This window comes from Streptomyces scabiei 87.22, assembly GCF_000091305.1.
In the GTDB taxonomy this organism is placed as follows: Bacteria; Actinomycetota; Actinomycetes; order Streptomycetales; family Streptomycetaceae; genus Streptomyces; species Streptomyces scabiei.
The window spans coordinates 7,416,589-7,438,723 of record NC_013929.1; the positions used below are offsets into that span (position 1 = coordinate 7,416,589).

The 22,135-nt window shown below is 73.0% G+C and carries 18 protein-coding genes; 8 read left to right on the forward strand and 10 right to left on the reverse strand.

Going from position 1 to position 22,135, the window contains the following annotated elements; genetic code table 11:
• Positions 1-127: 127 nt before the first annotated feature.
• The 5 genes from aceE to SCAB_RS32030 form a co-directional block, all read right to left on the reverse strand.
• Positions 128-2,830, reverse strand: a complete 2,703-nt coding sequence (gene aceE / locus SCAB_RS32010) for a pyruvate dehydrogenase (acetyl-transferring), homodimeric type (RefSeq protein ID WP_013004258.1) — start codon at positions 2,828-2,830, stop codon at positions 128-130.
• A gap of 442 nt (positions 2,831-3,272) precedes the next feature.
• Positions 3,273-3,914 carry a GntR family transcriptional regulator gene (locus SCAB_RS32015; RefSeq protein ID WP_005478380.1) on the reverse strand — a complete coding sequence of 214 codons (642 nt, stop codon included), beginning with the start codon at positions 3,912-3,914 and terminating at the stop codon, positions 3,273-3,275.
• 256 nt (positions 3,915-4,170) lie between these two features.
• Positions 4,171-5,976 (reverse strand): 2-oxoglutarate dehydrogenase, E2 component, dihydrolipoamide succinyltransferase, encoded by a 1,806-nt coding sequence (gene sucB / locus SCAB_RS32020; protein ID WP_013004259.1) that lies wholly within the window; start codon positions 5,974-5,976, stop codon positions 4,171-4,173.
• Between the two features lie 61 nt (positions 5,977-6,037).
• Complete coding sequence (gene lpdA / locus SCAB_RS32025) at positions 6,038-7,426, reverse strand: dihydrolipoyl dehydrogenase (RefSeq protein ID WP_013004260.1); 1,389 nt, start codon at positions 7,424-7,426, stop codon at positions 6,038-6,040.
• Positions 7,427-7,717: 291 nt separating this feature from the next.
• Positions 7,718-9,256: a leucyl aminopeptidase gene (locus SCAB_RS32030; protein WP_013004261.1), complete on the reverse strand. Its 1,539-nt coding sequence runs from the start codon at positions 9,254-9,256 to the stop codon at positions 7,718-7,720.
• Between the two features lie 372 nt (positions 9,257-9,628).
• Between SCAB_RS32030 and SCAB_RS32035 the strand changes: the two genes are divergently transcribed.
• Positions 9,629-10,423: an endo alpha-1,4 polygalactosaminidase gene (locus SCAB_RS32035; protein WP_013004262.1), complete on the forward strand. Its 795-nt coding sequence runs from the start codon at positions 9,629-9,631 to the stop codon at positions 10,421-10,423.
• Positions 10,424-10,466: 43 nt separating this feature from the next.
• Here the strand turns inward: SCAB_RS32035 and SCAB_RS32040 are convergent, their stop codons facing one another.
• Positions 10,467-11,276: an adenosylcobinamide-GDP ribazoletransferase gene (locus SCAB_RS32040; RefSeq protein WP_013004263.1), complete on the reverse strand. Its 810-nt coding sequence runs from the start codon at positions 11,274-11,276 to the stop codon at positions 10,467-10,469.
• 70 nt (positions 11,277-11,346) lie between these two features.
• Here SCAB_RS32040 and SCAB_RS32045 point away from each other — a divergent pair, with 70 nt between their 5' ends.
• Entirely contained in the window at positions 11,347-12,201 is an 855-nt protein-coding gene (locus SCAB_RS32045; protein ID WP_013004264.1) for a hypothetical protein, read from the forward strand.
• A gap of 918 nt (positions 12,202-13,119) precedes the next feature.
• On the opposite strand, the gene cobT is transcribed toward SCAB_RS32045, so the two are convergent.
• Positions 13,120-14,238: a nicotinate-nucleotide--dimethylbenzimidazole phosphoribosyltransferase gene (gene cobT / locus SCAB_RS32055; protein WP_013004266.1), complete on the reverse strand. Its 1,119-nt coding sequence runs from the start codon at positions 14,236-14,238 to the stop codon at positions 13,120-13,122.
• Between the two features lie 191 nt (positions 14,239-14,429).
• Here cobT and SCAB_RS32060 point away from each other — a divergent pair, with 191 nt between their 5' ends.
• Complete coding sequence (locus SCAB_RS32060; RefSeq protein ID WP_049875797.1) at positions 14,430-15,308, forward strand: class I SAM-dependent methyltransferase; 879 nt, start codon at positions 14,430-14,432, stop codon at positions 15,306-15,308.
• Here the strand turns inward: SCAB_RS32060 and SCAB_RS32065 are convergent.
• Positions 15,297-16,502 (reverse strand): bifunctional adenosylcobinamide kinase/adenosylcobinamide-phosphate guanylyltransferase, encoded by a 1,206-nt coding sequence (locus tag SCAB_RS32065; RefSeq protein WP_041669909.1) that lies wholly within the window; start codon positions 16,500-16,502, stop codon positions 15,297-15,299. The two genes, SCAB_RS32060 and SCAB_RS32065, sit on opposite strands and share 12 nt — an antisense overlap.
• A 127-nt stretch (positions 16,503-16,629) precedes the next feature.
• Here SCAB_RS32065 and SCAB_RS32070 point away from each other — a divergent pair, with 127 nt between their 5' ends.
• Positions 16,630-16,842 (forward strand): hypothetical protein, encoded by a 213-nt coding sequence (locus SCAB_RS32070; protein WP_013004269.1) that lies wholly within the window; start codon positions 16,630-16,632, stop codon positions 16,840-16,842.
• A 309-nt stretch (positions 16,843-17,151) separates the two neighbouring features.
• On the opposite strand, the gene SCAB_RS32075 is transcribed toward SCAB_RS32070, so the two are convergent.
• Together SCAB_RS32075 and SCAB_RS32080 are read right to left on the reverse strand one after the other, a co-directional pair.
• Positions 17,152-17,865 carry a class I SAM-dependent methyltransferase gene (locus tag SCAB_RS32075; RefSeq protein ID WP_037728329.1) on the reverse strand — a complete coding sequence of 238 codons (714 nt, stop codon included), beginning with the start codon at positions 17,863-17,865 and terminating at the stop codon, positions 17,152-17,154.
• An 80-nt stretch (positions 17,866-17,945) separates the two neighbouring features.
• Positions 17,946-18,575: a DUF3043 domain-containing protein gene (locus SCAB_RS32080; RefSeq protein WP_013004271.1), complete on the reverse strand. Its 630-nt coding sequence runs from the start codon at positions 18,573-18,575 to the stop codon at positions 17,946-17,948.
• A gap of 334 nt (positions 18,576-18,909) precedes the next feature.
• Here SCAB_RS32080 and SCAB_RS32085 point away from each other — a divergent pair, with 334 nt between their 5' ends.
• The 4 genes from SCAB_RS32085 to SCAB_RS32100 all read left to right on the forward strand — a co-directional run bounded on the left by SCAB_RS32085 (position 18,910) and on the right by SCAB_RS32100 (position 22,082).
• A complete protein-coding gene (locus SCAB_RS32085) occupies positions 18,910-19,710 on the forward strand; it encodes a PspA/IM30 family protein (RefSeq protein WP_060884980.1) in 801 nt (266 codons plus the stop codon).
• Positions 19,711-19,737: 27 nt separating this feature from the next.
• Positions 19,738-20,016, forward strand: coding sequence for a PspA-associated protein PspAA (pspAA, locus tag SCAB_RS32090; RefSeq protein WP_013004273.1), 279 nt, complete (start codon positions 19,738-19,740; stop codon positions 20,014-20,016).
• Between the two features lie 94 nt (positions 20,017-20,110).
• A complete protein-coding gene (locus SCAB_RS32095) occupies positions 20,111-21,373 on the forward strand; it encodes a sensor histidine kinase (RefSeq protein WP_013004274.1) in 1,263 nt (420 codons plus the stop codon).
• A gap of 22 nt (positions 21,374-21,395) precedes the next feature.
• Entirely contained in the window at positions 21,396-22,082 is a 687-nt protein-coding gene (locus tag SCAB_RS32100) for a response regulator (RefSeq protein ID WP_013004275.1), read from the forward strand.
• The last annotated feature ends 53 nt before the right edge of the window (positions 22,083-22,135 follow it).

The window sequence follows — 22,135 nt, forward strand, 5'->3', positions numbered from 1 at the left end:
GCGGGCCTGAACAGCGCGGGGCGCAGCCCGTGCTGTTCAGGGGCGCGGGGAACTGCGCGACCAGCCCCCACCGGAGCCGCACCCGCCGTCGAACCCGCGCCCCCGAGCCAGGAGGCGCCCCCGCCCCCTACAGCCCGTACCGCTCCCGGGCCTCCTTCACGGAGGTCGCCTTGACCTCACCCCGCCGCGCGAGCTGCGCGAGGGCCGCGACCACGACCGACTGCGCGTCGACGCCGAAGTGGCGCCGCGCGGCCTCACGGGTGTCGGAGATGCCGAACCCGTCCGCACCGAGCGAGGAGTAGTCCTGCTCCACCCACTGCGCGATCTGGTCCGGAACCTGGCGCATGTAGTCGGACACCGCCAGCACCGGCCCCTCGGCACCCTGCAGCGCCTGCCGGACGTACGGCGTCCGCTCCTCCCCGCGCAGCAGCGCGGCATCCGCCTCCAGCGCGTCCCGCCGCAGCTCGCTCCAGGACGTCGCCGACCACACGTCCGCCGCGACACCCCACTCCTCCGCGAGCAGCTTCTGCGCCTCCAGGGCCCAGTGGATCGCCGTACCGGAGCCGAGCAGCTGGACGCGCGGCGCGTTGGCCACCGGGGACAGCCCCGCCGACTCGGCCGTGTTGAAGCGGTACAGGCCCTTGACGATGCCCTCGTCCACCCCGGCCACGCCCGGCTTCGCGGGCTGCGGCATCGGCTCGTTGTAGACGGTCAGGTAGTAGAAGACGTTCGGGTCCTCGCCCGGGGCGGCCTCGCCGTACATCCGGCGCAGACCGTCCTTGACGATCGCCGCGACCTCGTACGCGAACGCCGGGTCGTACGTCAGCGCCGCCGGGTTCGTCGCCGCGATGACCGGCGAGTGGCCGTCGGCGTGCTGCAGGCCCTCGCCCGTCAGGGTCGTACGGCCGGCCGTGGCACCGACGAGGAAGCCGCGGCCGAGCTGGTCGCCGAGCTGCCACATCTGGTCGGCCGTGCGCTGCCAGCCGAACATCGAGTAGAAGATGTAGAACGGGATCATCGCCTCGCCGTGCGTCGCGTACGACGTCGAGGCGGCGATGAAGTCGGCCATCGAACCGGCCTCGGTGATCCCCTCGTTGAGGATCTGCCCGTCCTTGGCCTCCTTGTAGTACATCAGCTGGTCACGGTCGACCGGCTCGTACGTCTGGCCCTTGGGGGAGTAGATCCCGAGCGACGGGAACAGCGACTCCATGCCGAAGGTGCGGGCCTCGTCGGGGACGATCGGCACCCAGCGGCGGCCGGTCTGCTTGTCGCGGACCAGGTCCTTGACGAGCCGGACGAAGGCCATGGTCGTCGCCACGTTCTGCGAGCCGGAGCCCTTGTCGAAGGCGGCGAACGTCTTGTCGGCGGCGGCCGGCAGCGGGGCCAGCGCGTGCGTACGGCGGGCCGGGGCCGGGCCGCCGAGCGCGGCGCGGCGCTCCTGGAGGTAGCGGACCTCGGCGGAGTCGGCGCCCGGGTGGCCGTAGGGGACCACGCCGTCGACGAAGTCGCTGTCCTTGATGGGGAGTTCGAGCAGATCACGCATCTGCTTGAACTCGTCCGTCGACAGCTTCTTCATCTGGTGGTTGGCGTTCTTCGACGCGAAGCCCTCGCCGAGGGTGAAGCCCTTGACGGTCTGCGCCAGGATGACGGTCGGGGCGCCCTTGAACTCGACGGCGGCCTTGTAGGCGGCGTACACCTTGCGCGCCTCGTGACCACCGCGCGAGAGGTGGAAGCACTCCAGGATCTTGTCGTCGCTCAGCAGCTTCGCCATCTCGACGAGCGCCGGGTCCTTGCCGAAGAAGTCCTGGCGGATGTAGGCGGCGTCGCGGGTCTGGTACGTCTGCACCTGCGCGTCCGGTACCTCGCGCAGGCGGCGGACGAGCGCGCCGGTGGTGTCGAGCTGGAACAGCTCGTCCCAGGCGGAGCCCCAGAGGGTCTTGATCACGTTCCAGCCGGCGCCCCGGAACTGGGCCTCCAGCTCCTGCACGATCTTGAAGTTGGCGCGGACCGGGCCGTCGAGGCGCTGCAGGTTGCAGTTGATGACGAAGGTGAGGTTGTCGAGACCCTCACGGGAGGCCAGGGCGAGTGCCGCCGTGGACTCGGGCTCGTCCATCTCGCCGTCGCCGAGGAACGCCCAGACGTGGGAGGCCGAGACGTCCTTGATGGTGCGGCTGGTCAGATAGCGGTTGAAGCGCGCCTGGTAGATGGCGGAGAGGGGGCCGAGGCCCATGCTCACCGTCGGGAACTCCCACAGCCAGGGCAGGCGGCGGGGGTGCGGGTACGACGGGAGGCCGTCGCCGCCCGACTCGCGGCGGAAGTTGTCCAGGTGGGACTCGTTCAGCCGGCCGTCGAGGAAGGCGCGGGCGTAGATGCCGGGGGAGGCGTGGCCCTGGATGTAGAGCTGGTCGCCCGAGCCGTCGGCCTCCTTGCCCTTGAAGAAGTGGTTGAAGCCCGTCTCGTAGAGCCAGGCCGCGGAGGCGAACGTCGCGATGTGGCCGCCGACGCCGTACTTGCTGCCGCGGGTCACCATCGCGGCGGCGTTCCAGCGGTTCCACGCGGTGATCCGGCGCTCCATCGCCTCGTCACCGGGGATGCCCGGCTCGGCGGCGGTGGGGATGGTGTTGACGTAGTCCGTCTCGAGCAGCTTGGGCAGCGCGATGCCGTTGCCCTCCGCGCGCTCCAGGGTGCGCCGCATCAGGTACGCCGCGCGGTGCGGTCCCGCCGCCTTGGCGACGGCGTCCAGGGAGGCCTGCCATTCGGCGGTCTCCTCCGGGTCCCGGTCGGGGAGCTGGTCGAGCGCGCTCGGCTGGATGGCGTGGGAGTCGGTCATTGCGCCGCCTTCCTCAGTCGAAGGGGGTTCCCTCATCGGTAAGCGTTCGGGGGTTGCCCTTGGTCTTTGGCAGGACAGGGCGACGGGCTCCTGTGGAAGCCCGTCGGTGACTGTAACCCGCTGATCGATGATCGATCAAAGGGTTGCGGGCAAAATATCTTGATCACGAGAAAGTCGGCACGGGGTGCCTCCAGCGGTGGCACCGGGTGACCTCTGCGATCCCGGGTTTGTGCAGGTGGGGCGGCGTTTGAGCGGGGGTTCGCTCAAGGGGGAGAGGGGTGGGGTGCGTGGGCGACTGCAGGGTGCGTGGGGCTTCTCGCGCAGTTCCCCGCGCCCCTCAACAGCATGGGGTGAGCCCGGGTGACCAAGGGGCGCGGGGAACCGCGCGACCAGCCCCCACCGGGCCCGCAGCCGAAAACGCGCCCCCGACCGCCCCCGACCGCTACGCCGGTTCGTCGTCCGTGTGCGGGGCGCAGCCCAGGACGTGGGACTTGACCAGGTCCGCGATCCGCGGATCGCGGCGGCGGAACGCGGCGACCAGCTCCTCGTGCTCCTCGGCGTACGACTGCTGCACCGTCCCCAGCCAGCGGATCGACAGGGCCGTGAACACCTCGATGCCCAGCCCCTCCCACGTGTGCAGCAGCACCGAGTTGCCCGCCGCCCGCACCAGCTCCCGGTGGAACGCCACCGTGTGCCGCACCTGGGAGGTACCGTCCGCGTTGCGGTCCGCCTCGTACAGCGCGGCCACGTGCGGCTCCAGCGCCGAGCAGTCCTCCGCCAGCCGCTCCGCCGCCAGCTCCGCCGCGATCGCCTCCAGGCCGGCCCGGACCGGGTAGCTCTCCTCCAGGTCGGCCGCCGTCAGGTTCCGCACCCGTACGCCCTTGTTCGGCGCGGATTCGATCAACCGCAGCGACTCCAGCTCGCGCAGCGCCTCCCGCACGGGCGTCTGGCTGACCTCCAGCTCCGTCGCGATCCGCCGCTCCACGATCCGCTCACCCGGCTTCCACCGCCCGCTCACGATGCCTTCCACGATGTGCTCGCGGATCTGTTCGCGCAGCGAGTGGACGACGGGCGCGGTGGTCATGCGGGCTCCTTCGGCGGGGGACAGAGCCCCAAGGGCGTTGACCTCTAGACAATAAAGCCGCGGCCCTCCGGTGGAGAGGCGCACGGGCGTGCTTTCGCGCAGGTGAGACGAGACTTACACGCCCCCGAGGAGCGCCGGTTTGTAAAGACCCGTACCGGCCAGGCTGAGGGGCCCCTCGGCGACAGGGCACGAACGCGCGGATGCCCCGCCCGGAGAACTCCGGACGGGGCACCGTCGTAGCGCGTGCGCCCAGGGACTACAGACCGAGCTCGACCTCGAACTCGCCCGCCTCCAGGATCGCCTTGACCGCCGTCAGGTAACGGGCCGCGTCGGCGCCGTCGACCAGACGGTGGTCGTAGGAGAGGGTCAGGTACGTCATGTCGCGGACGCCGATGACCGTGCCCTCCTCCGTCTCGATCACGGCGGGGCGCTTGACCGTGGCGCCGATGCCGAGGATCGCGACCTGGTTCGGCGGCACGATGATCGTGTCGAACAGCGCGCCGCGCGAACCGGTGTTGGAGATGGTGAAGGTCGCACCGGACAGCTCGTCCGGCGTGATCTTGTTGGCACGCACCTTGCCCGCCAGGTCGGCGGTGGCCTTGGCGATACCGGCGATGTTGAGGTCACCGGCGCCCTTGATGACCGGGGTCATCAGGCCCTTCTCGGAGTCCACCGCGATACCGATGTTCTCGGCGTCGAAGTAGGTGATCGTGCCGTCGGCCTCGTTGATCCGGGCGTTGATGGGCGCGTGCGCCTTCAGCGCCTGGGCCGCGGCCTTCACGAAGAACGGCATCGGGGAGAGCTTCACGCCCTCGCGCGCCGCGAACGAGTCCTTGGCGCGGGCGCGCAGCCGCATCAGACGGGTGACGTCGACCTCGACGACCGACGACAGCTGCGCCTGCTCGTGCAGCGCCTTGACCATGTTGTCGCCGATGACCTTGCGGATGCGCGGCATCTTGATGGTCTGGCCGCGGAGGGGAGAAGCCTCCAGGGTCGGCGCCTTCTTGGGGGCGGCGGCATGGCCCCCGGCAGTCACAGCGGCGGCCGGAGCCGGAGCGGCGGCAGCGGCCTTCGCGGCCTCGGCGGCGGCGACGACGTCCTGCTTGCGGATACGGCCGCCGACGCCGGTGCCCTTGACGGAGCCCAGGTCGACACCGTGCTCGGCGGCGAGCTTGCGCACCAGGGGGGTGACGTAGGCGCCCTCGTCGGTGGCCTTGGCGGCAGCCGGGACGGCGGCCGGAGCCGGGGTGACCGGAGCGGGCGCGGCGGCCGGAGCGGCCGGGGCAGCGGCGGCGGGCGCCGGAGCCGGAGCGGCGGGGGCGGCAGGCGCGGGAGCCGGGGCCGGAGCCGCGGGGGCGGCCGGGGCGGGCGCGGCGGCGGCCGGGGCAGCGGCGGCGGGCGCCGGGGCCGGGGCGGCCGGGGCAGCCGCCGGAGCGGCACCCGGGGCGCCGATGACGGCCAGCTTGGCGCCGACCTCGGCGGTCTCGTCCTCGGCGACCGTGATCTCCAGGAGCACACCGGAGGTGGGCGCCGGGATCTCGGTGTCGACCTTGTCGGTGGAGACCTCGAGGAGCGGCTCGTCGGCCTCGACCGAGTCGCCGACCTCCTTCAGCCAGCGGGTGACGGTGCCCTCGGTGACGGACTCGCCGAGCGCCGGGAGGACCACGTCGGTGCCCTCGGCCGAGCCGGCGCCGGTGGCCGCCTCGGCGGTCGGGGCCGGGGCGGGGGCCTCCTGCTCGGTGGAGGGCGCGGCCGCGGCGGGCTCGGGGGCCGGCGCGGGGGCCTCCTCGGCGGCGGGGGCCGGGGCGGCGGCGGGCGCGCCCGAGCCGTCGTCGATCAGGGCCAGCTCGGCGCCGACCTCGACCGTCTCGTCCTCGGCGACCTTGATGGAGGCCAGGATGCCCGCGGCGGGGGAGGGGATCTCGGTGTCGACCTTGTCGGTCGAGACCTCGAGCAGCGGCTCGTCGGCCTCTACGCGCTCACCCTCGGCCTTCAGCCAGCGGGTGACAGTGCCCTCGGTGACGCTCTCGCCGAGCGCCGGAAGGGTTACGGAAACCGCCATGGTTTCTGTTGCTCCTTAACGAATTGCGGAAGTCTGGATCGTCGCTTCGTCGACCGAGGGGTCAGTCGTGCGAGTGCAGCGGCTTGCCCGCGAGGGCCAGGTGGGCCTCGCCGAGCGCCTCGTTCTGCGTCGGGTGGGCGTGGATGAGCTGGGCGACCTCGGAGGGCAGCGCTTCCCAGTTGTAGATCAGCTGGGCCTCGCCGACCTGCTCGCCCATGCGGTCGCCGACCATGTGGACGCCGACCACGGCGCCGTCCTTGACCTGCACGAGCTTGATCTCGCCCGCGGTCTGGAGGATCTTGCTCTTGCCGTTGCCCGCGAGGTTGTACTTCAGAGCGACGACCTTGTCCGCGCCGTAGATCTCCTTGGCCTTGGCCTCGGTGATGCCCACGGAGGCGACCTCCGGGTGGCAGTACGTCACCCGCGGCACACCGTCGTAGTCGATCGGAACGGTCTTCAGGCCGGCCAGACGCTCCGCCACCAGGATGCCCTCGGCGAAGCCGACGTGCGCGAGCTGGAGCGTCGGGACCAGGTCACCGACGGCGGAGACGGTCGGGACGTTGGTCCGCATGTACTCGTCGACCAGGACGTATCCGCGGTCCATGGCGACGCCCTGCTCCTCGTAGCCGAGACCGGCGGAGACGGGGCCGCGGCCGACGGCCACCAGCAGCAGCTCGGCCTCGAACTCCTTGCCGTCGGCGAGGGTGACCTTGACACCGTCCTGGGTGTACTCGGCCTTCGAGAAGAAGGTGCCCAGGTTGAACTTGATGCCGCGCTTGCGGAACGCGCGCTCAAGAAGCTTGGAGGAGTTCTCGTCCTCGAGCGGGGCGAGGTGCTTGAGGCCCTCGATGATCGTGATGTCGGTCCCGAAGGACTTCCAGGCGGAGGCGAACTCGACGCCGATGACACCGCCGCCGAGGACGATCGCCGACTTCGGGACCCGGTCCAGCACGAGGGCGTGGTCCGAGGAGATGATGCGGTTGCCGTCGATCTCCAGGCCCGGCAGCGACTTGGGGACGGAGCCGGTCGCCAGCAGGACGTGACGGCCCTGGATGCGCTGGCCGCCCACATCGACGGAGGTCGGGGAGGACAGACGGCCCTCACCCTCGATGTAGGTGACCTTGCGGGAGGCGATGAGCCCCTGCAGACCCTTGTACAGGCCGGAGATCACACCGTCCTTGTACTTGTGCACGGCGGGCACGTCGATGCCCTCGAAGGTGGCCTTCACACCGAACTGCTCGCTCTCGCGGGCCTGGTCGGCGATCTCGCCCGCGTGGAGCAGGGCCTTCGTGGGGATGCATCCCCGGTGCAGGCAGGTGCCGCCGACCTTGTCCTTCTCGATCAGGGCGACGTCCAGGCCCAGCTGGGCCCCGCGCAGCGCCGCGGCGTAACCACCGCTGCCACCGCCGAGGATCACTAGGTCGAAAACGGTGCTGGCGTCGTTCGCCACGTCACGTCCTCCATGCATGTGCGCCGTACGCCGGTCGTCCGAGACCCGCGCGGCGGCTGGTGTCCGGCCGCTCTTCTTCGGCCCTGTGGTGGGGGCCCTGTCCTGCCGAGCCCCATCTTCGCACTTGTCGGAAGGGAACGAGACGCCGGGCCGGGGTGTGAGACACCACACGCTCAGATGTGACGGGGGGCCGAGGGGCCGCGCCCCGTCAGGGGCGCGGGAACTGTGCGACCAGTCCCCACGCCCCCGCACTTGCCGTCCTGCCGACCGGATCGAGCTCCTAGGCGAACATCACCCCAGGTCGCCGGAGGCGGCCCGCTCGGCGAGCCGCACCAGCGTCCGCACGGCGGTCCCGGTGCCGCCCTTGGGCGTGTACCCGAAGGGCCCGCCCTCGTTGAACGCCGGCCCCGCGATGTCCAGGTGCGCCCAGGTGATCCCCTCGCCCACGAACTCCTTCAGGAACAGTCCGGCGACGAGCCCGCCGCCGTAGCGCTCGCCCATGTTCGCGATGTCGGCGGTCGGGGAGTCCATCCCCTTGCGCAGGTGGTCCGGCAGCGGCATCGGCCACGCCGGCTCACCGGACTCCTCGGCCGCCTCGTGCACCGCGGAGCGGAACGCGTCGTCGTTCGCCATGATCCCGAAGGTCCGGTTGCCCAGCGCCAGCATCATCGCCCCGGTCAGCGTCGCCACGTCGACGATCGCGTCCGGCTCGTCCTCGGACGCCTTGGCGAGCGCGTCGGCCAGCACCAGCCGGCCCTCGGCGTCGGTGTTCAGCACCTCCACCGTCTTGCCGCTGTACATGCGCAGCACGTCACCCGGGCGGGTGGCGGAGCCGGACGGCATGTTCTCGGCGAGGGCGAGCCAGCCCGTGACGTTGACCTCCAGCTTGAGCCGGGCGGCGGCGACGACCGCGGCGAACACGGCGGCGGCACCGCTCATGTCGCACTTCATCGTCTCGTTGTGCCCGGCGGGCTTGAGGGAGATGCCGCCCGAGTCGTAGGTGATGCCCTTGCCGACGAACGCCAGGTGCTTCTTCGCCTTGGAACTGGTGTACGACAGCTGCACCAGGCGGGGCGTGGCCGCGGAGCCCGCGCCGACGCCGAGGATGCCGCCGTAGCCGCCCTTGGCGAGCGCCTTCTCGTCGAGGACGGTCACCTTGATGCCGTGCTCCTTGGCCGCGGTCTGGGCGACGGCGGCGAAGGCCTCGGGGTCGAGGTCGTTCGGCGGGGTGTTGATGAGGTCGCGGGCGCGGTTCAGCTCCTCGCTCACCGCGGTCGCGCGCTCGGCGGCGGCCTTGTGGGCCTTGTCGCGCGGCTTCGCGCCGAGCAGGACGACATCGGCGAGCGGGCCCTTGGCGTCCTTCGCCTTCGGGTCCTTGGCGTTGCCCTTGTAGGCGTCGAAGGAGTACGCGCCGAGCAGCGCGCCCTCGGCGACGGCGCCCACGGCGTCGGCGTCGACGACGGGCAGCGCGAACGCGGCCTTCTTCGTCCCGGACAGGGCGCGGGCGGCGGCACCGGCCGCGCGGCGCAGCGCCTCCGCGCCGAACGCGCCGTCCTTCTCGGGCACCGCGCCCAGGCCCACCGCCAGCACGAGCGGCGCCTTGAAACCGGACGGCGCGGGCAGCTTCGTCACCTCGCCCTCGGCGCCCGAGGCGCCGAGGGTCTCCAGAAGGCCGGCGAGCTTGCCGTCGTAGGCCTTGTCCACAGCTTCGGCGCCCGGCGCTACGACCAGGCCCCCAGGCCGAGATGCAGGGCCCTTCGCGACACCGACCACGATCGCGTCGGCGCGGAGGCCGGGCGCGGCGGCGGTGCTGAGAGTGAGAGCAGTCACGGTGGTGAAATCTCGCTTCCGATTGAGTTTCGGTGGCCGAACGGATGGGTCGACGTGCCGGGAACGAGCCTAGGCCCTTGTTCGGCCCCTCGGACCTGGGGCGTGGGCCGGTCGCGTTCATGCCCTCCGCGCGGCGTCCGCTGCGACCAGCCTCCCCGACTTTCCGCTTCGGACGTGCAGGGAGATCCCCATGTCTCAGACATAGGGGGATCCCTTATCGCCCTGCACGGGGCGCTGTTGAGGATTTTCGCGCGTACCGCCCCGGCACGGGTCCCCGGCGTGGGGGCGCACGAGGCACCCGCGCACCGGCGCGGCCCCCGGCGTGGAGGATCATCACGGGGGTACGCCGTCGCACGCCCTGGAGCCCACCCGATGAGCCGCGCCCCCGCCCGCAGCGTCCTGCTGTCCCTGCTCCTGCTGACAGCGGGATGCACCACCGCCCACGACGGCGCCGGGGAGAAGACGGGCGCCCGCTGGCGGCCCGAGCCCGGCACCCCGTGGCAGTGGCAGCTCAGCGGGCGCCTGGACACCTCCGTCGACGTCCCCGTGTACGACATCGACGGCTTCGACCAGTCGGCCGGCACGGTCGCCGGGCTGCACGACGACGGCCGCAAGGTCATCTGCTACCTGTCGACCGGCGCCTGGGAGGACTGGCGCCCGGACGCCGAGGCGTTCCCGGACTCGGTCCTCGGCAAGGGCAACGGCTGGGAGGGCGAGCGCTGGCTCGACATCCGCAGGACGGACGTGCTCGAACCCCTGATGGCCGCCCGCATCGACATGTGCGCGGAGAAGGGCTTCGACGCGGTCGAACCCGACAACATGGACGGCTACCGCAACCGGACGGGCTTCCCGCTCAAGGCCGCCGACCAGCTCCGCTACAACCGTCTCGTCGCCCGTCTGGCCCACGAACGCGGCCTCGCGGTCGGCCTGAAGAACGACCTCGACCAGATACCGGCACTCGTCGACGACTTCGACTTCGCCGTCAACGAACAGTGCGCCCAGTTCGAGGAGTGCGCGGACCTCACCCCGTTCATCGAGGCCGGCAAGGCCGTCTTCCACGTCGAGTACGAGATGAGGACGGCGGACTTCTGCCCCGAGACCCGGCGCCTGGAACTCAGCTCGCTGCTGAAGAAGTGGGACCTTGGGGTGTGGCGCAGGGCCTGCTGACCACCTGGGACAGCACTGCTGAGGTCACCCGAGGGTGAACAGGTCACCCGAGGGCGAACACCACGAGGGCCGCCGTCGCCGCCGTCTCCGCCAGAGCCCCGAAGACGTCCCCGGTGACACCGCCGAACCGCCTCACACAGTGGCGGAGCAGCAGCTCGGCGGCACCGCAGGCGACGACGACCGCGAGCACCGCGCGGCCCAGTTCGTACGGCCCGGAAAGCGCCCCCGCGCCCGCCGCCGCGCACCCCACCAGGGCGGCCACGAGCAGCGCGGACCCCGGCGGCACCACCCCCGCCACCGCCGCCCCCAGCCCCTCCGGCCGGGCCGGAGGAACGCCGGCGCGCGCGGCCAGGGTCAGGGCCAGCCGCGCGGCGGTCGCCGAGACGGCCGTCGCGAGCGCGCCCAGCGCCCAGGACTCGCCGTACGCCCCGGTCAGCGCGGCCGTCTGGGCCAGCAGCACCAGGACGAGGGTGACGACCCCGAAGGGTCCGATGTCCGACTGCTTCATGATCCGCAGGGCGTCCTCGGCGGGCTTGCCGCTGCCCAGCCCGTCGGCGGTGTCGGCGAGCCCGTCCAGATGCAGGCCCCGGGTGAGGACGGCCGGCACGGCGACGGAGGCCACGGCGGCGAGCTGCGGACCGGCGCCCAGGAGCAGCAGCAGAGCGCCGAGCGCGGCCGCGCCCAGGCCGACGGCCAGGCCGGCGACCGGTGCGCACAGCATCCCGGCCCGCGCGGCCTCCCGGTCCCAGCGGTGCACGGTCACCGGCAGCACGGTCAGGGTGCCGAACGCGAAACGGGGGCCGTCGAGCGGCGCGGCGCGGGGCGGGACGGGGGGCTCGGGGGGCGTGGACACCGGCGCAGGCTACCCGGCGGGCCGGGCGGCCTCGGCGGCGGCCGGGGGCAGCCCTGGATAAAGTGCGCATATGGGTACCTGGTGGGAGCGGAACATCATCGAGCCGGGCAAGCTGCCCCTGCTCCTCGCGCTCACCGCGTTCGTCCTGACGTTCCTGATCACCCGGGTCATCACCCGCCTCATCCGCGCGGGCAGGGGCCCCTTCCGGAACATCAGCGGCAGCGGCGGGGTCCACATCCACCACGTCGTCCCCGGCATCGTCCTCGCCGTCGTGGGCGGCTTCGGCTCGGTGGCGGGCGACGGGCACGGCTTCGGCGCGCTGATCTCCGCCGTGCTGTTCGGCATGGGGGTGGGCCTGGTGCTGGACGAGTTCGCGCTGATCCTGCACCTGGACGACGTGTACTGGAGCGAGGAGGGCCGGCAGAGCGTCGAGGTGGTCGTGCTGACGGCGGCCCTGGTGGGCCTGCTGCTGGTCGGCTTCCTCCCCTTCGGCGTCAACGACCTCGACGAGGAGGAGATGCAGGACCGGGGCGCGGTCATGCTCACCATGGGGACGAACTTCCTCATCGCCCTGATCGCCCTGGCCAAGGGCAAGATCCGCACCGCGATCTTCGGGGTGGTCATCCCGTTCATCGCCGTCGTCGGAGCCGTCCGCCTGGCCCGCCCCACCTCCGTCTGGGCGCGCCGCTTCTACCGCCGCCGCCCGCGCGCCCGCGCGCGTTCCTGGAGACGCGCCTACCGCCACGACCGCCGCTGGACCGGCCCGAGCCGGCGCCTTCAGGACTGGCTCGGCGGCACCCCGGACAGGGCGCCGGCACTGGAGTCCGCGCCCCGCCCCGCGCTTCCCGCCGGTCCGTCGCGCCCGTCCGGCCCGTCCGGGCGCACCGGCCCGTCCGGCCCGGCCGGACGGCCGGAGCGCCGCTGACGCGCGGCCTCGATCCCGCACACCAGCAGCACCGCGGCGATCGCCGCCAGATGCTCCTTGCCCGCGAGGTTCTCCTTCACCAGCACTTCGACGGCCATCGCCACCACGACCGCGCCCGCCGTGACGTACGCCCGGTACCGCCATCCGACGAACACCGCGAGCCCCACCACGGCCGCCGACGGTCCGGTGTCCACGACCCACGCGTCCGACGCGGGCAGCCCGACGAGGAGGACGTCCGGCCCGAGGGCGATGCCCACGCGCGCGTACAGCGTGCCGGCCAGGGTGGCGGCGTACGCGATCGCCAGCGTCCGCCGTCGGCCCAGTGAGATCTCCGCGATCCCGAACACGATCAGGATCTGCGCCAGCGCGCCCCACACGGGCAGGTCCAGCGCCGGTACGAAGAGGGAGAGCGGCGTCCGCAGCAGCGCGAGCCCGAGGGGGTCCTCGGCGCGTACGGCACCGACGTCCTCGATGAACCGGTAGCCCCAGGGCTGCCGGTGCACCAGGTGCACGACCGTCGCGAGGCAGACGGCGGTGAGCGTCATGGGGGCGGCCCGCAGGCGCCGGGCCGCCAGGCCCGCGCGAACGGTTCCGTACAGGGGTCCCCATTCGGCGCGGGCCAGGCGGGCGGCCCTGTTCAACGGTCCGTCCTCATCCGTGTCCTCGTCCATGCGACTTCGGGAACCCGGCGGGCTGTGTCGCCCGCCATGTTCGAAGACCGGCAGGAAGCGTGGGACGTTGTGCAGGGGCCGCGTGATCCAGGTCTCTCCCGGCTCGCTCGGCCTGTGCGGGTGAGGGTGACCAGGCCCCTGCGGGCCTGAAAAGCACGGGGCGCGGCCCCGGTTTTTCAGGTGCGCGGGGAACTGCGCGACCAGCCCCCACTCACCCGCACCCGAAGAACCGACCCCCCGCCGGGACTCAGGTCGCGTCGTACTCCACGGCCGGCTTCGCCGAGTCCGGCGCGGGAACCGCATCCGGCTCCGCCGGATCCGGCTCGCGCTCCGGCAGCTCCGCCGCCAGCGCCGCAGCCGCCCGCACGAGCGGCAGCGCCAGCAGCGCCCCGGCGCCTTCCCCGACCTTCACACCGTGGTCGAGCAGCGGTTCGACGGCCATCCGGTCCAGCGCCTTGGCCTGGGCGGGCTCCCCGCTGTTCTGCCCGGCCAGCCACCAGTCCGGCGCCCGGAAGGCGACCCGCTGGGCGACCAGCGCGCACGCCGCCGACACCACGCCGTCCAGGATCACCGGCATCTTCCGCACCGCGCTCTGCAGCAGGAAGCCGGTCATCGCCGCGAGATCCGCCCCGCCCACGGCGGCGAGCAGCTGGAGCTGGTCCCCGAGCACCGGCCGGGCCCGCCGCAGGGCGTCCCGGACCGCCGCGCACTTGCGCATCCACGCCAGGTCGTCGATCGTCCGGCCGCCCCGCCCGGTGACGACGGACGCGTCGGTCCCGCACAGTCCGGCCACGAGGACCGCCGCCGCGGTGGTCCCGCCGACGCTGACATCGCCGAGGACGACGAGGTCGGTCCCGGAGTCGGCCTCCTCGTCGGCGAGGGCGACGCCCACCCGGAACGCGGCCTCCGCCTCCTCGGCCGTCAGGGCGTCCTCGACATCGATCCGGCCCGACCCGCGCCGCACCCGATGCCGTACGACCTCCGCGGGCAGGGTGTCGGGATCGCAGTCCAGCGCGAGGTCCACCACACGAACGGGGACGTCGAGCTGCCGGGCCAGCACCGCCACCGGGCTGCTCCCGTCGAGAACGGCCCGCACCAGCTCGTCCGCGGTGCCCGCGGCCCGCGCGGAGACACCGAGTTCGGCGACCCCGTGGTCGCCCGCGAACAGCAGCACCCGGGCCCGGCCGATCGGCCGCACCGGTACGGCCGACTGCGCCGCCGCCAGCCACTCACCCAGTTCGTCGAGGCGGCCCAGCGCCCCGGGCGGCACGGTCTGCCGCTCCCGCCGCGCCTCGGCGTCGCGGCGCACCCCGCCGTCGGGGCGCTCGATCAGATCGGTGAAGTCGTCGAGATTAAGCGAGCTCATTCGCCGAACAGTACCGGCAGGGATCGAACACGACCGCGCCACACCGTGCCCCCGCGGCGTACGCACGTCCCACCGCGCCACGGGCACGTCGTTGCGCCCGGTATCCCACTCGCGTACGTACCTTTTTGGGGCGAATGTCCGTACGTCGTCACCCCGGCGCGTACGGGATCCCGTCGTTCCCAGGAGCCGCCATGCCCCCCACCCTGCGGCCGGAGCCCGGCCGACCCGCCACGGGAGCCGACCCCTTCCGGGAACCGCGCCGGGACGACTGCCCCTGGTGCGGCTCACGGCAGTTGCGCACCCGGGTGCGCGCACCGGAGGGCGGGCGGCGCACGCCGGGCACGTTCGTGGTGGACGAGTGCCGGGACTGCGCGCACGCCTTCCAGAACCCCCGGCCCACCGCGGACGCTCTGCTGCTCGGGCGGCACCGGCACCCCGCGGAGGACGACGAACGGGCCGCCCTCGACGCACGCCGGCGCCGCAGACACCACCGGGGCGCCGCCCGCGCGCTGCCCGCGTACTCCGAACCGGAGAGCTGGCTGGACGTCGGCACCGGACACGGCCACTTCCCCGAGGCCGCGCGGGCCGTGCACCCGTACACCTCCTTCGACGGCATCGACGCGACCCGGGGCGTCCGACGGGCGTGGGAGGAGGGGCGGGTGGAGGAGGCGTACCAGGGCCTGCTGACCGACCCGGAGATCACGGCGCGGCTGCGCGCCCGCTACGACGTGGTCAGCATGCTCCAGCACCTCGAACACACCGCCGACCCGCGCGACGAACTCCGCGCCGCCCACGCCGTACTGCGCCCCGGCGGCCATCTCCTCCTCGAAGTCCCGGACCCGGCCAGGCCGTTCGGCAGCCGCCGCTACTGGAGGCCACGCGACCGTCCCCGCCCCCTCCACCTCATGCCCCTGCGCAACCTCCTCGCCGAACTGGGCTCCCTGGGCTACGAGATCCTCGCCGCACGCCGCTGCACCCCGCTCCCGGCCCGCGCGCACCGCGTCCTCGCGCGCCGCACCGCACCACAGGCGCCCCCGCAGGCTCCCGGGAGCCGTTCCTCACCCCCGTAGGGGCAGGGCCTGGCCCGCCACCACCAGCAGCACGTGCTCGCACTGCGCCCCGAAGGACGCGTTGAGCCGGCCGAGTTCGTCACGGAAGCGCCGGCCGGAGGCGGTGGTGGGGACGATGCCGGAGCCGACCTCGTTGGAGACGGCGACCACCGTGCGGCGTGTGTTCCGCACGGCGTCCGTCAGTTCGGTGACACGCGCCCGGAGCGCGCGCTCCCCGCCGTCGGCCCACTCCGCGTCGTCCCACGCCCCCACCTCGTCCATCACGTCGGTCAGCCACAGCGACAGACAGTCGATGAGCAGAGGCGCCCCGTCGTCGTTCTTCAGCAGGGGGACCAGGTCACAGGTCTCGACCGTGCGCCAGGAGCCGGGCCGCCGCTCCCGGTGCGCGGTGACCCGCGCCGCCCACTCCCCGTCCCCGCCCCGTGTCCCGCCGGTCGCCACGTAGAGCACGTCCGGGAACGCCTCCAGCCGCCGCTCGGCCTCCACCGACTTTCCCGACCGCGCCCCGCCGAGCACCAGCGTGCGCCGGGGCACGTCGGGCACGTCCTCGTAGACGCCGACCGTCAGCGTCGTCCCGTCCGGCACGGCGCGCGCACCCGCCGCCGCGAGCCGGCGCGGCAACTCGCCGTCCGGCGGCACGTCGTGGTCGATGTGCACGGCCACGACATCGGTCGTCGGCCCGACGGCGCCCACCCTGCGCAGCCGCGCCAGCGCGTCCGGCCGCCCCAGGACATCGGCGAGCACCATGGCGTACGGCTCGGTCGTGTGCTCCTCCAGGCCGGCGGGCGCCCCCCGCGGCGGCAGGTACAGCAGCCGCTGCCCGCCCGGCCCCGTCACCTCGTACCCGGTGCCCGGCGCGTCCAGGGACAGGGCCCGGACCCGGTGCCCGGTCAGCAGCGTCAACTGCCGTCCGTCCGGTACCCGGCCCGGCTGCGGCAGCCCCGGCGGCACCTCGACGGGGGGTCCGTCGTGGGGATGGGAGAGCAGCACCTGCCGCACCCCGGTGAGCGAGTGTCCGGCGCGGGCGGCCGCGAGGGCGGCGCCCGGCGTGAGGTCGAGCAGCAGTGAGCCGTCCACGAGCAGCGCGGTCGCCCCGCGCGCGGCATCACCGAGCGCGGTCGCGCACGCCGCGCACGGACAGTCGGGGCGGGGAAGCCCCGCGGGGGCGCCGGTGCCGAGCAAAGTCAGTTCCACGCCCCCGATTTTCGCGTGTCCCGATGAACACCCGCAGGTCTTGTGCGTCCGACTAGGCTCAGGGAAGGAACCGGATCTTGCTTGGCACCCTGTGTGCGGTGCCGGGCCGGTACTTACGGAGGCTCACATGGCGGCATGGACGTGGCGGTTCGAGAAGGCCGACGGGGCGGAGGTCCAGCCCGCGGTCGAGCCCGAGGAGTTCACGACCCAGGGGGACGCCGAGTCGTGGATCGGTGAGCACTGGAAGGCGCTCCTGGAGGGCGGCGCCGACCAGGTCCGTCTGTTCGAGGACACGACGGAGATCTACGGCCCGATGAGTCTGGACGCGCAGGACGCGTAGCGCTCCGCGGTGGGGCGGGGTTCCTGTCCGGGGCTCCGCCCCGATCCCCGTGGGAGAGCTCGGGGGGTGGGGTTCGTGGACGGGTGCGGGTCCGGTGGGGGCTGGTCGCGCAGTTCCCCGCGCCCCTGAACAGCAGGGGCTGCGCCCCGTGCTTTTCAACCCGCAGGACCGTTGGCTTTCAGGCGCGCGGGGCCGTCGCTTTTCAGGCCCGCAGGGCCTGGGCTTTCAGGGGCGCGGGGAACTGCGCGAGAAGCCCCACGCACCCGCACCCGCCGACGAGACAGCCGCCCCCCGAGCTCCCGGGCGCCCCTACCCCCGCACCCCGCACAGGTGCAGCAACGCCGCCACCTGCCGATACGGATCCGTCCGCCCCGCCCGCTCCTCCGCCGCGAGCAGCACCTCCAGGTCCCCCTGACCGTCGGGGACCACCGCGTCGTCCGCGGCGAGGTCCGTGAACACCCGCACCCCGTACCACGCGTGCAACGGCGCCCCGATCCCCGCCAGCGCGTCCGTCAGCGTCGCCAGCCGGTCCGCCCGCACGTCCAGCCCCAGCCGGTTGCGGTACGCGGTGGTGTCGAAGGAGGCGAGCGCGCCGGCCCAGTCCCCGGCCAGCCCCGCCCGCATCGCGAGCGCGTCGCCGTTGCGCACGAGCAGCGACAGCAGCCCCCCGGGCGCCAGCATCCGCGCCAGCCCCGCCAGCAGCGCGTCCGGCTCCTCGACGTACATCAGGACCCCGTGGCAGAGCACCACGTCGAAGCTGCCCGGCAGGAAGTGCACTCCGGTGTCGCGGCCGTCGCCCTCGACGATCCGCACCCGGCCCCGGATGCCCTCGGGCTCGGCGGCCAGCGCCTCCCGGGCGACGGCGATCAGCCTCGCCTCCCGCTCGATCCCGGTCACCGCGTGCCCGGCACGTGCCAGGCGCAGCGCCTGGGTGCCCTGCCCCATGCCCACGTCAAGAACCCGCAGCCGCTGCCCGACCGGGAACCGGCCCGCTATCTGCTCGTCGACCTGCCGGGAGACCAGCTCCTGGCGTACGACCTCACGCAGGGTGCCCAGCCGGTTCAGCCAGGCTTCGGCGGCACTGCCGGAGAAGGGAGTCGTGCTCAGGGCCGCTCTCCGCGCTTGACCTGCGGCTTCGGCAGCCGGAGGCGACGCATCTGGAGCGTGCGCATCAGGGCGTAGGCGACGGCGCCCTTCTTGTTCGCGTCGGGGAAGCGCTCGGTCAGCTGCTTCTTCAGACGGAAGGCGAGGCCGATGGAGTCGACCACGATCAGCACGATCACGAACAGCCACAGCAGCAGCGCGACGTTCTGCAGCGACGCCACCCGCACCATGCTCAGCACGAGGATGAGCACCGCCAGCGGGAGGAAGAACTCGGCGATGTGGAAACGCGAGTCCACGTAGTCACGGGCGAACCTGCGCACCGGACCCTTGTCCCGGGCGGGCAGGTAGCGCTCGTCGCCGGTGGCCAGCGCCTGACGCTGCTTCTCCATGGCGGAGCGGCGCTCGTCGCGGGAGCGCTTGGCGGCCTCCTTGCGCGTCGTCGGCGTATTCGCGACGCTCCGACGCTGGCCTTGGGCCACACTCCGCTTGGGAGTGGGCCGCCCCTTGGGGGCCTGCGGGTGACGGGTCTGCTGGGAGTCGGTCACCGACGCCTTGGCGGCGGCCGATTCCTTCTCGTTCTTGGCGCGGCTACGGAACACAAAACCCAAGGGTACGGGGTGCCGGGGCATGGACCCCAGCCGAGTGGGGAACGATCCGGCAACACCCGGCGTCCGTACTGGAGACAGAGGTGGGGCGACAGTGGCCGGGGCAGCCCGGGAACCGGAAAAGGGGGAGCGCGGTGACGTCCCGTCCGTAGAGGGGCTTCGGTATTCCGTGGGATCGGTGCGTACGCGACCCCGGGGAACACCTACTCCCTACGCCGGAGCGCCGCCGTACACAGTCGTCCTTGGGGATGAGCGCATCGGTCCCCGAACAGTGCGGTAATAGAAGCAGGGCCCGTACTGTGGGTTCTGTCGCAGACCTGTGAGCTGGAGTTCCGTCAGAAGGGGGCGCGCGAAGCCCATGAGCGGTGTCATGAAGCGTATGGGGATGATCTTCCGCGCGAAGGCGAACAAGGCCCTTGACCGGGCCGAGGACCCGCGCGAAACCCTCGATTACTCGTACCAGAAGCAGCTGGAGCTGCTCCAGAAGGTACGCCGCGGCGTGGCCGACGTGGCCACGTCCCGCAAGCGTCTGGAGCTCCAGCTCAACCAGCTCCAGTCCCAGTCCTCGAAGCTGGAGGACCAGGGCCGCAAGGCGCTCGCGCTCGGCCGCGAGGACCTGGCCCGTGAGGCGCTCTCCCGCCGCGCCGCGCTCCAGCAGCAGGTGACGGACCTGGAGACGCAGCACTCCACGCTCCAGGGCGAGGAGGAGAAGCTCACCCTCGCCGCGCAGCGGCTGCAGGCCAAGGTGGACGCCTTCCGGACGAAGAAGGAGACCATCAAGGCCACGTACACCGCCGCCCAGGCCCAGACCCGGATCGGTGAGGCGTTCTCCGGCATCTCCGAGGAGATGGGCGACGTCGGTCTCGCCATACAGCGTGCCGAGGACAAGACGGCGCAGCTCCAGGCCCGCGCCGGCGCCATCGACGAGCTGCTCGCCTCCGGCGCCCTCGACGACCCGTCCGGGATGCACAAGGACGACATCCAGGCCGAGCTGGACCGTCTCTCCGGCGGTACGGACGTCGAGCTGGAGCTCCAGCGCATGAAGGCGGAGCTGGCGGGAGGCCCGTCCGCGCAGCAGCAGGCCATCGAGGGCGGCACGGGCCAGTCGGCCCCGCAGCAGCAGTCCCAGCGGCAGGACACTCCGCGCTTCGACAAGTAGCTGTCACGCGTCCCCGAGGAGGGCGACATGATCGTACGGATCATGGGGGAGGGGCAGGTGAGGCTGGACGACGCCCACTTCGCCGAGCTGAACACACTGGACGACGTCCTCCTGGCGGAGATGGAGGTCGGTGACGGCCCCGGTTTCCGCCACACCCTCCACGCCCTCCTGGACAAGGTCCGCGAGCTGGGCGCGCCGCTCCCCGACGACGCCCTGGAGCCCTCGGAGCTGATCCTCCCGGCCCCGGACGCGACCCTGGAGGAGGTCCGGGAGATGCTGAGCGACGACGGCCTGATCCCCGGGTGACGACCGCGGGACGGGCCGGCGAGGGCCGTACGCCCGCACAGGTGGTGTCAGCACCCGTTCCGTGGCCCGCCGGCGCCCCGTACCGTACACAGACGTGAGCACCCTCCACCGCGCCAGGACCTGGCTGACGGCGCACCCCCTCGCGCTGGACGCCGCCGTGGCCCTGGGCGTCCTGGCCGCCATGGTGGCGGGCGCCTTCGTGGACCCCCACGCCGAGCACGGCGCCCGATGGGGCGCCCGGAGCCCCGCTCCCCTCAGCATCGCGCTCATGGTGCCGGCCGCCGCCGTCCTGATCGCCCGGCGCCGGGCCCCGCTGGCCGTGCTGGGGGCCACCTCCGCCCTCACCCTCGCCGAACTGGTGACCGGCGATCCGCGCGCCCCGGTCGCGATGTCCGCCGTCATCGCCCTCTACACCGTCGCCTCCACCACCGACCGCCCCACCACCTGGCGCGTGGGCCTGCTGACGATGACCGTGCTGACGGGGACGGCCATGCTCGTCGGCCCGCTGCCCTGGTACGACCAGGAGAACATCGGCCTCTTCGCCTGGACCGGCATGGCCGCCGCGGCCGGCGACGCCGTGCGCAGCCGCCGCGACTTCGTGCACGCCATCCGGGAACGCGCCGAGCGGGCGGAACGCACCCGCGAGGAGGAGGCCCGCCGCCGGGTCGCCGAGGAACGCCTGCGGATCGCCCGCGACCTGCACGACGTCGTCGCCCACCACATCGCCCTGGTCAACGTGCAGGCCGGGGTCGCCGCGCACGTCATGGACAAGCGGCCCGACCAGGCCAAGGAGGCCCTCGCCCACGTCCGCGAGGCCAGCCGCTCCGCACTGGGCGAACTCCGGGCCACGGTCGGTCTGCTCCGCCAGTCCGGCGATCCCGAGGCCCCCACCGAACCCGCCCCCGGCCTGGTGCGGCTCGACGAACTCGTCGGCACCTTCCGCAGCGCGGGCCTCGCGGTCGAGGTGGTCCGGGCCGACGAGGGGGTGAGCCTCCCGGCCGCCGTCGACCTCGCGGCGTACCGCGTCATCCAGGAGGCCCTCACCAACGTGCACAAGCACGCGGGCGAGGCGGCGAAGGCGGAGGTCAGCGTCGTACGCGTCGGCCCGAACGTGGAGATCACCGTCCTCGACGACGGCACCGGGCAGGCGAAGACGGGCGGCAGGACCGGGACGGCCGACGGCGGCGGGACCGGGACGGCCGACGGCGGCGGTCACGGACTCCTCGGCATGCGGGAGCGTGCCACCGCGCTGGGCGGCACCCTCACCACCGGTCCCCGCTACGGCGGCGGGTTCCGCGTCCATGCGATCCTGCCGCTCACGACCCGCACGACCGCCGCGCAGGCGGTCCGACCGTGACCAGCGCCCCGGGGGACCCCGTATGACGATCCGTGTCCTGCTCGCCGACGACCAGGCCCTGCTGCGCAGCGCCTTCCGGGTGCTCGTCGACTCGGAGCCGGACATGGAGGTCGTGGGGGAGGCGTCGGACGGGGCGGAGGCGGTGCGCCTCGCGAAGGAGGAGCGGGCGGACGTCGTGCTGATGGACATCCGGATGCCGGGCACCGACGGACTGGCCGCCACCCGCCTGATCAGCGCCGATCCGACGCTCACCCGGGTACGTGTCGTCATCCTCACCACCTTCGAGGTCGACGACTACGTCGTGCAGTCGCTGCGCGCCGGTGCCTCCGGCTTCCTCGGCAAGGGCGCCGAGCCGGAGGAGCTGCTGAACGCGATCCGGGTCGCCGCCGGCGGCGACGCCCTGCTGTCGCCGACCGCGACCAAGGGCCTGATCGCCCGTTTCCTCGCCCAGCCGGACGACTCGGCCGACGGCGACCGGGGCGCCGCCCGCTCCGAGCGCCTCGCCACGCTGACCGGCCGCGAGCGCGAGGTGCTCGTGCAGGTGGCGGGCGGGCTCTCCAACGACGAGATCGCCGAGCGGCTGGAGGTCAGCCCGCTGACCGTGAAGACGCACGTCAACCGGGGCATGGCCAAGCTGGGCGCCCGCGACCGGGCCCAGCTGGTGGTCTTCGCGTACGAGTCGGGCCTGGTACGACCGAAGGTGGACTGAGAGCGCCCGGGACTACTCCACCCGGAGTAGGCGCGGCGTAAGGAAATGGCCCT

What these genes read in the sequence shown, in the direction of transcription:
- pspAA (WP_013004273.1), top strand. Translation starts at nt 19,738, where the DNA reads ATGATCGTACGGATCATGGGGGAGGGGCAGGTGAGGCTGGACGACGCC.
- SCAB_RS32085 (WP_060884980.1), top strand. Translation starts at nt 18,910, where the DNA reads ATGAGCGGTGTCATGAAGCGTATGGGGATGATCTTCCGCGCGAAGGCG.
- sucB (WP_013004259.1), bottom strand. Translation starts at nt 5,976, where the DNA reads ATGGCGGTTTCCGTAACCCTTCCGGCGCTCGGCGAGAGCGTCACCGAG.
- aceE (WP_013004258.1), bottom strand. Translation starts at nt 2,830, where the DNA reads ATGACCGACTCCCACGCCATCCAGCCGAGCGCGCTCGACCAGCTCCCC.
- SCAB_RS32035 (WP_013004262.1), top strand. Translation starts at nt 9,629, where the DNA reads ATGAGCCGCGCCCCCGCCCGCAGCGTCCTGCTGTCCCTGCTCCTGCTG.
- SCAB_RS32070 (WP_013004269.1), top strand. Translation starts at nt 16,630, where the DNA reads ATGGCGGCATGGACGTGGCGGTTCGAGAAGGCCGACGGGGCGGAGGTC.
- SCAB_RS32060 (WP_049875797.1), top strand. Translation starts at nt 14,430, where the DNA reads ATGCCCCCCACCCTGCGGCCGGAGCCCGGCCGACCCGCCACGGGAGCC.
- cobT (WP_013004266.1), bottom strand. Translation starts at nt 14,238, where the DNA reads ATGAGCTCGCTTAATCTCGACGACTTCACCGATCTGATCGAGCGCCCC.
- SCAB_RS32015 (WP_005478380.1), bottom strand. Translation starts at nt 3,914, where the DNA reads ATGACCACCGCGCCCGTCGTCCACTCGCTGCGCGAACAGATCCGCGAG.
- SCAB_RS32100 (WP_013004275.1), top strand. Translation starts at nt 21,396, where the DNA reads ATGACGATCCGTGTCCTGCTCGCCGACGACCAGGCCCTGCTGCGCAGC.
- SCAB_RS32045 (WP_013004264.1), top strand. Translation starts at nt 11,347, where the DNA reads ATGGGTACCTGGTGGGAGCGGAACATCATCGAGCCGGGCAAGCTGCCC.
- SCAB_RS32080 (WP_013004271.1), bottom strand. Translation starts at nt 18,575, where the DNA reads ATGCCCCGGCACCCCGTACCCTTGGGTTTTGTGTTCCGTAGCCGCGCC.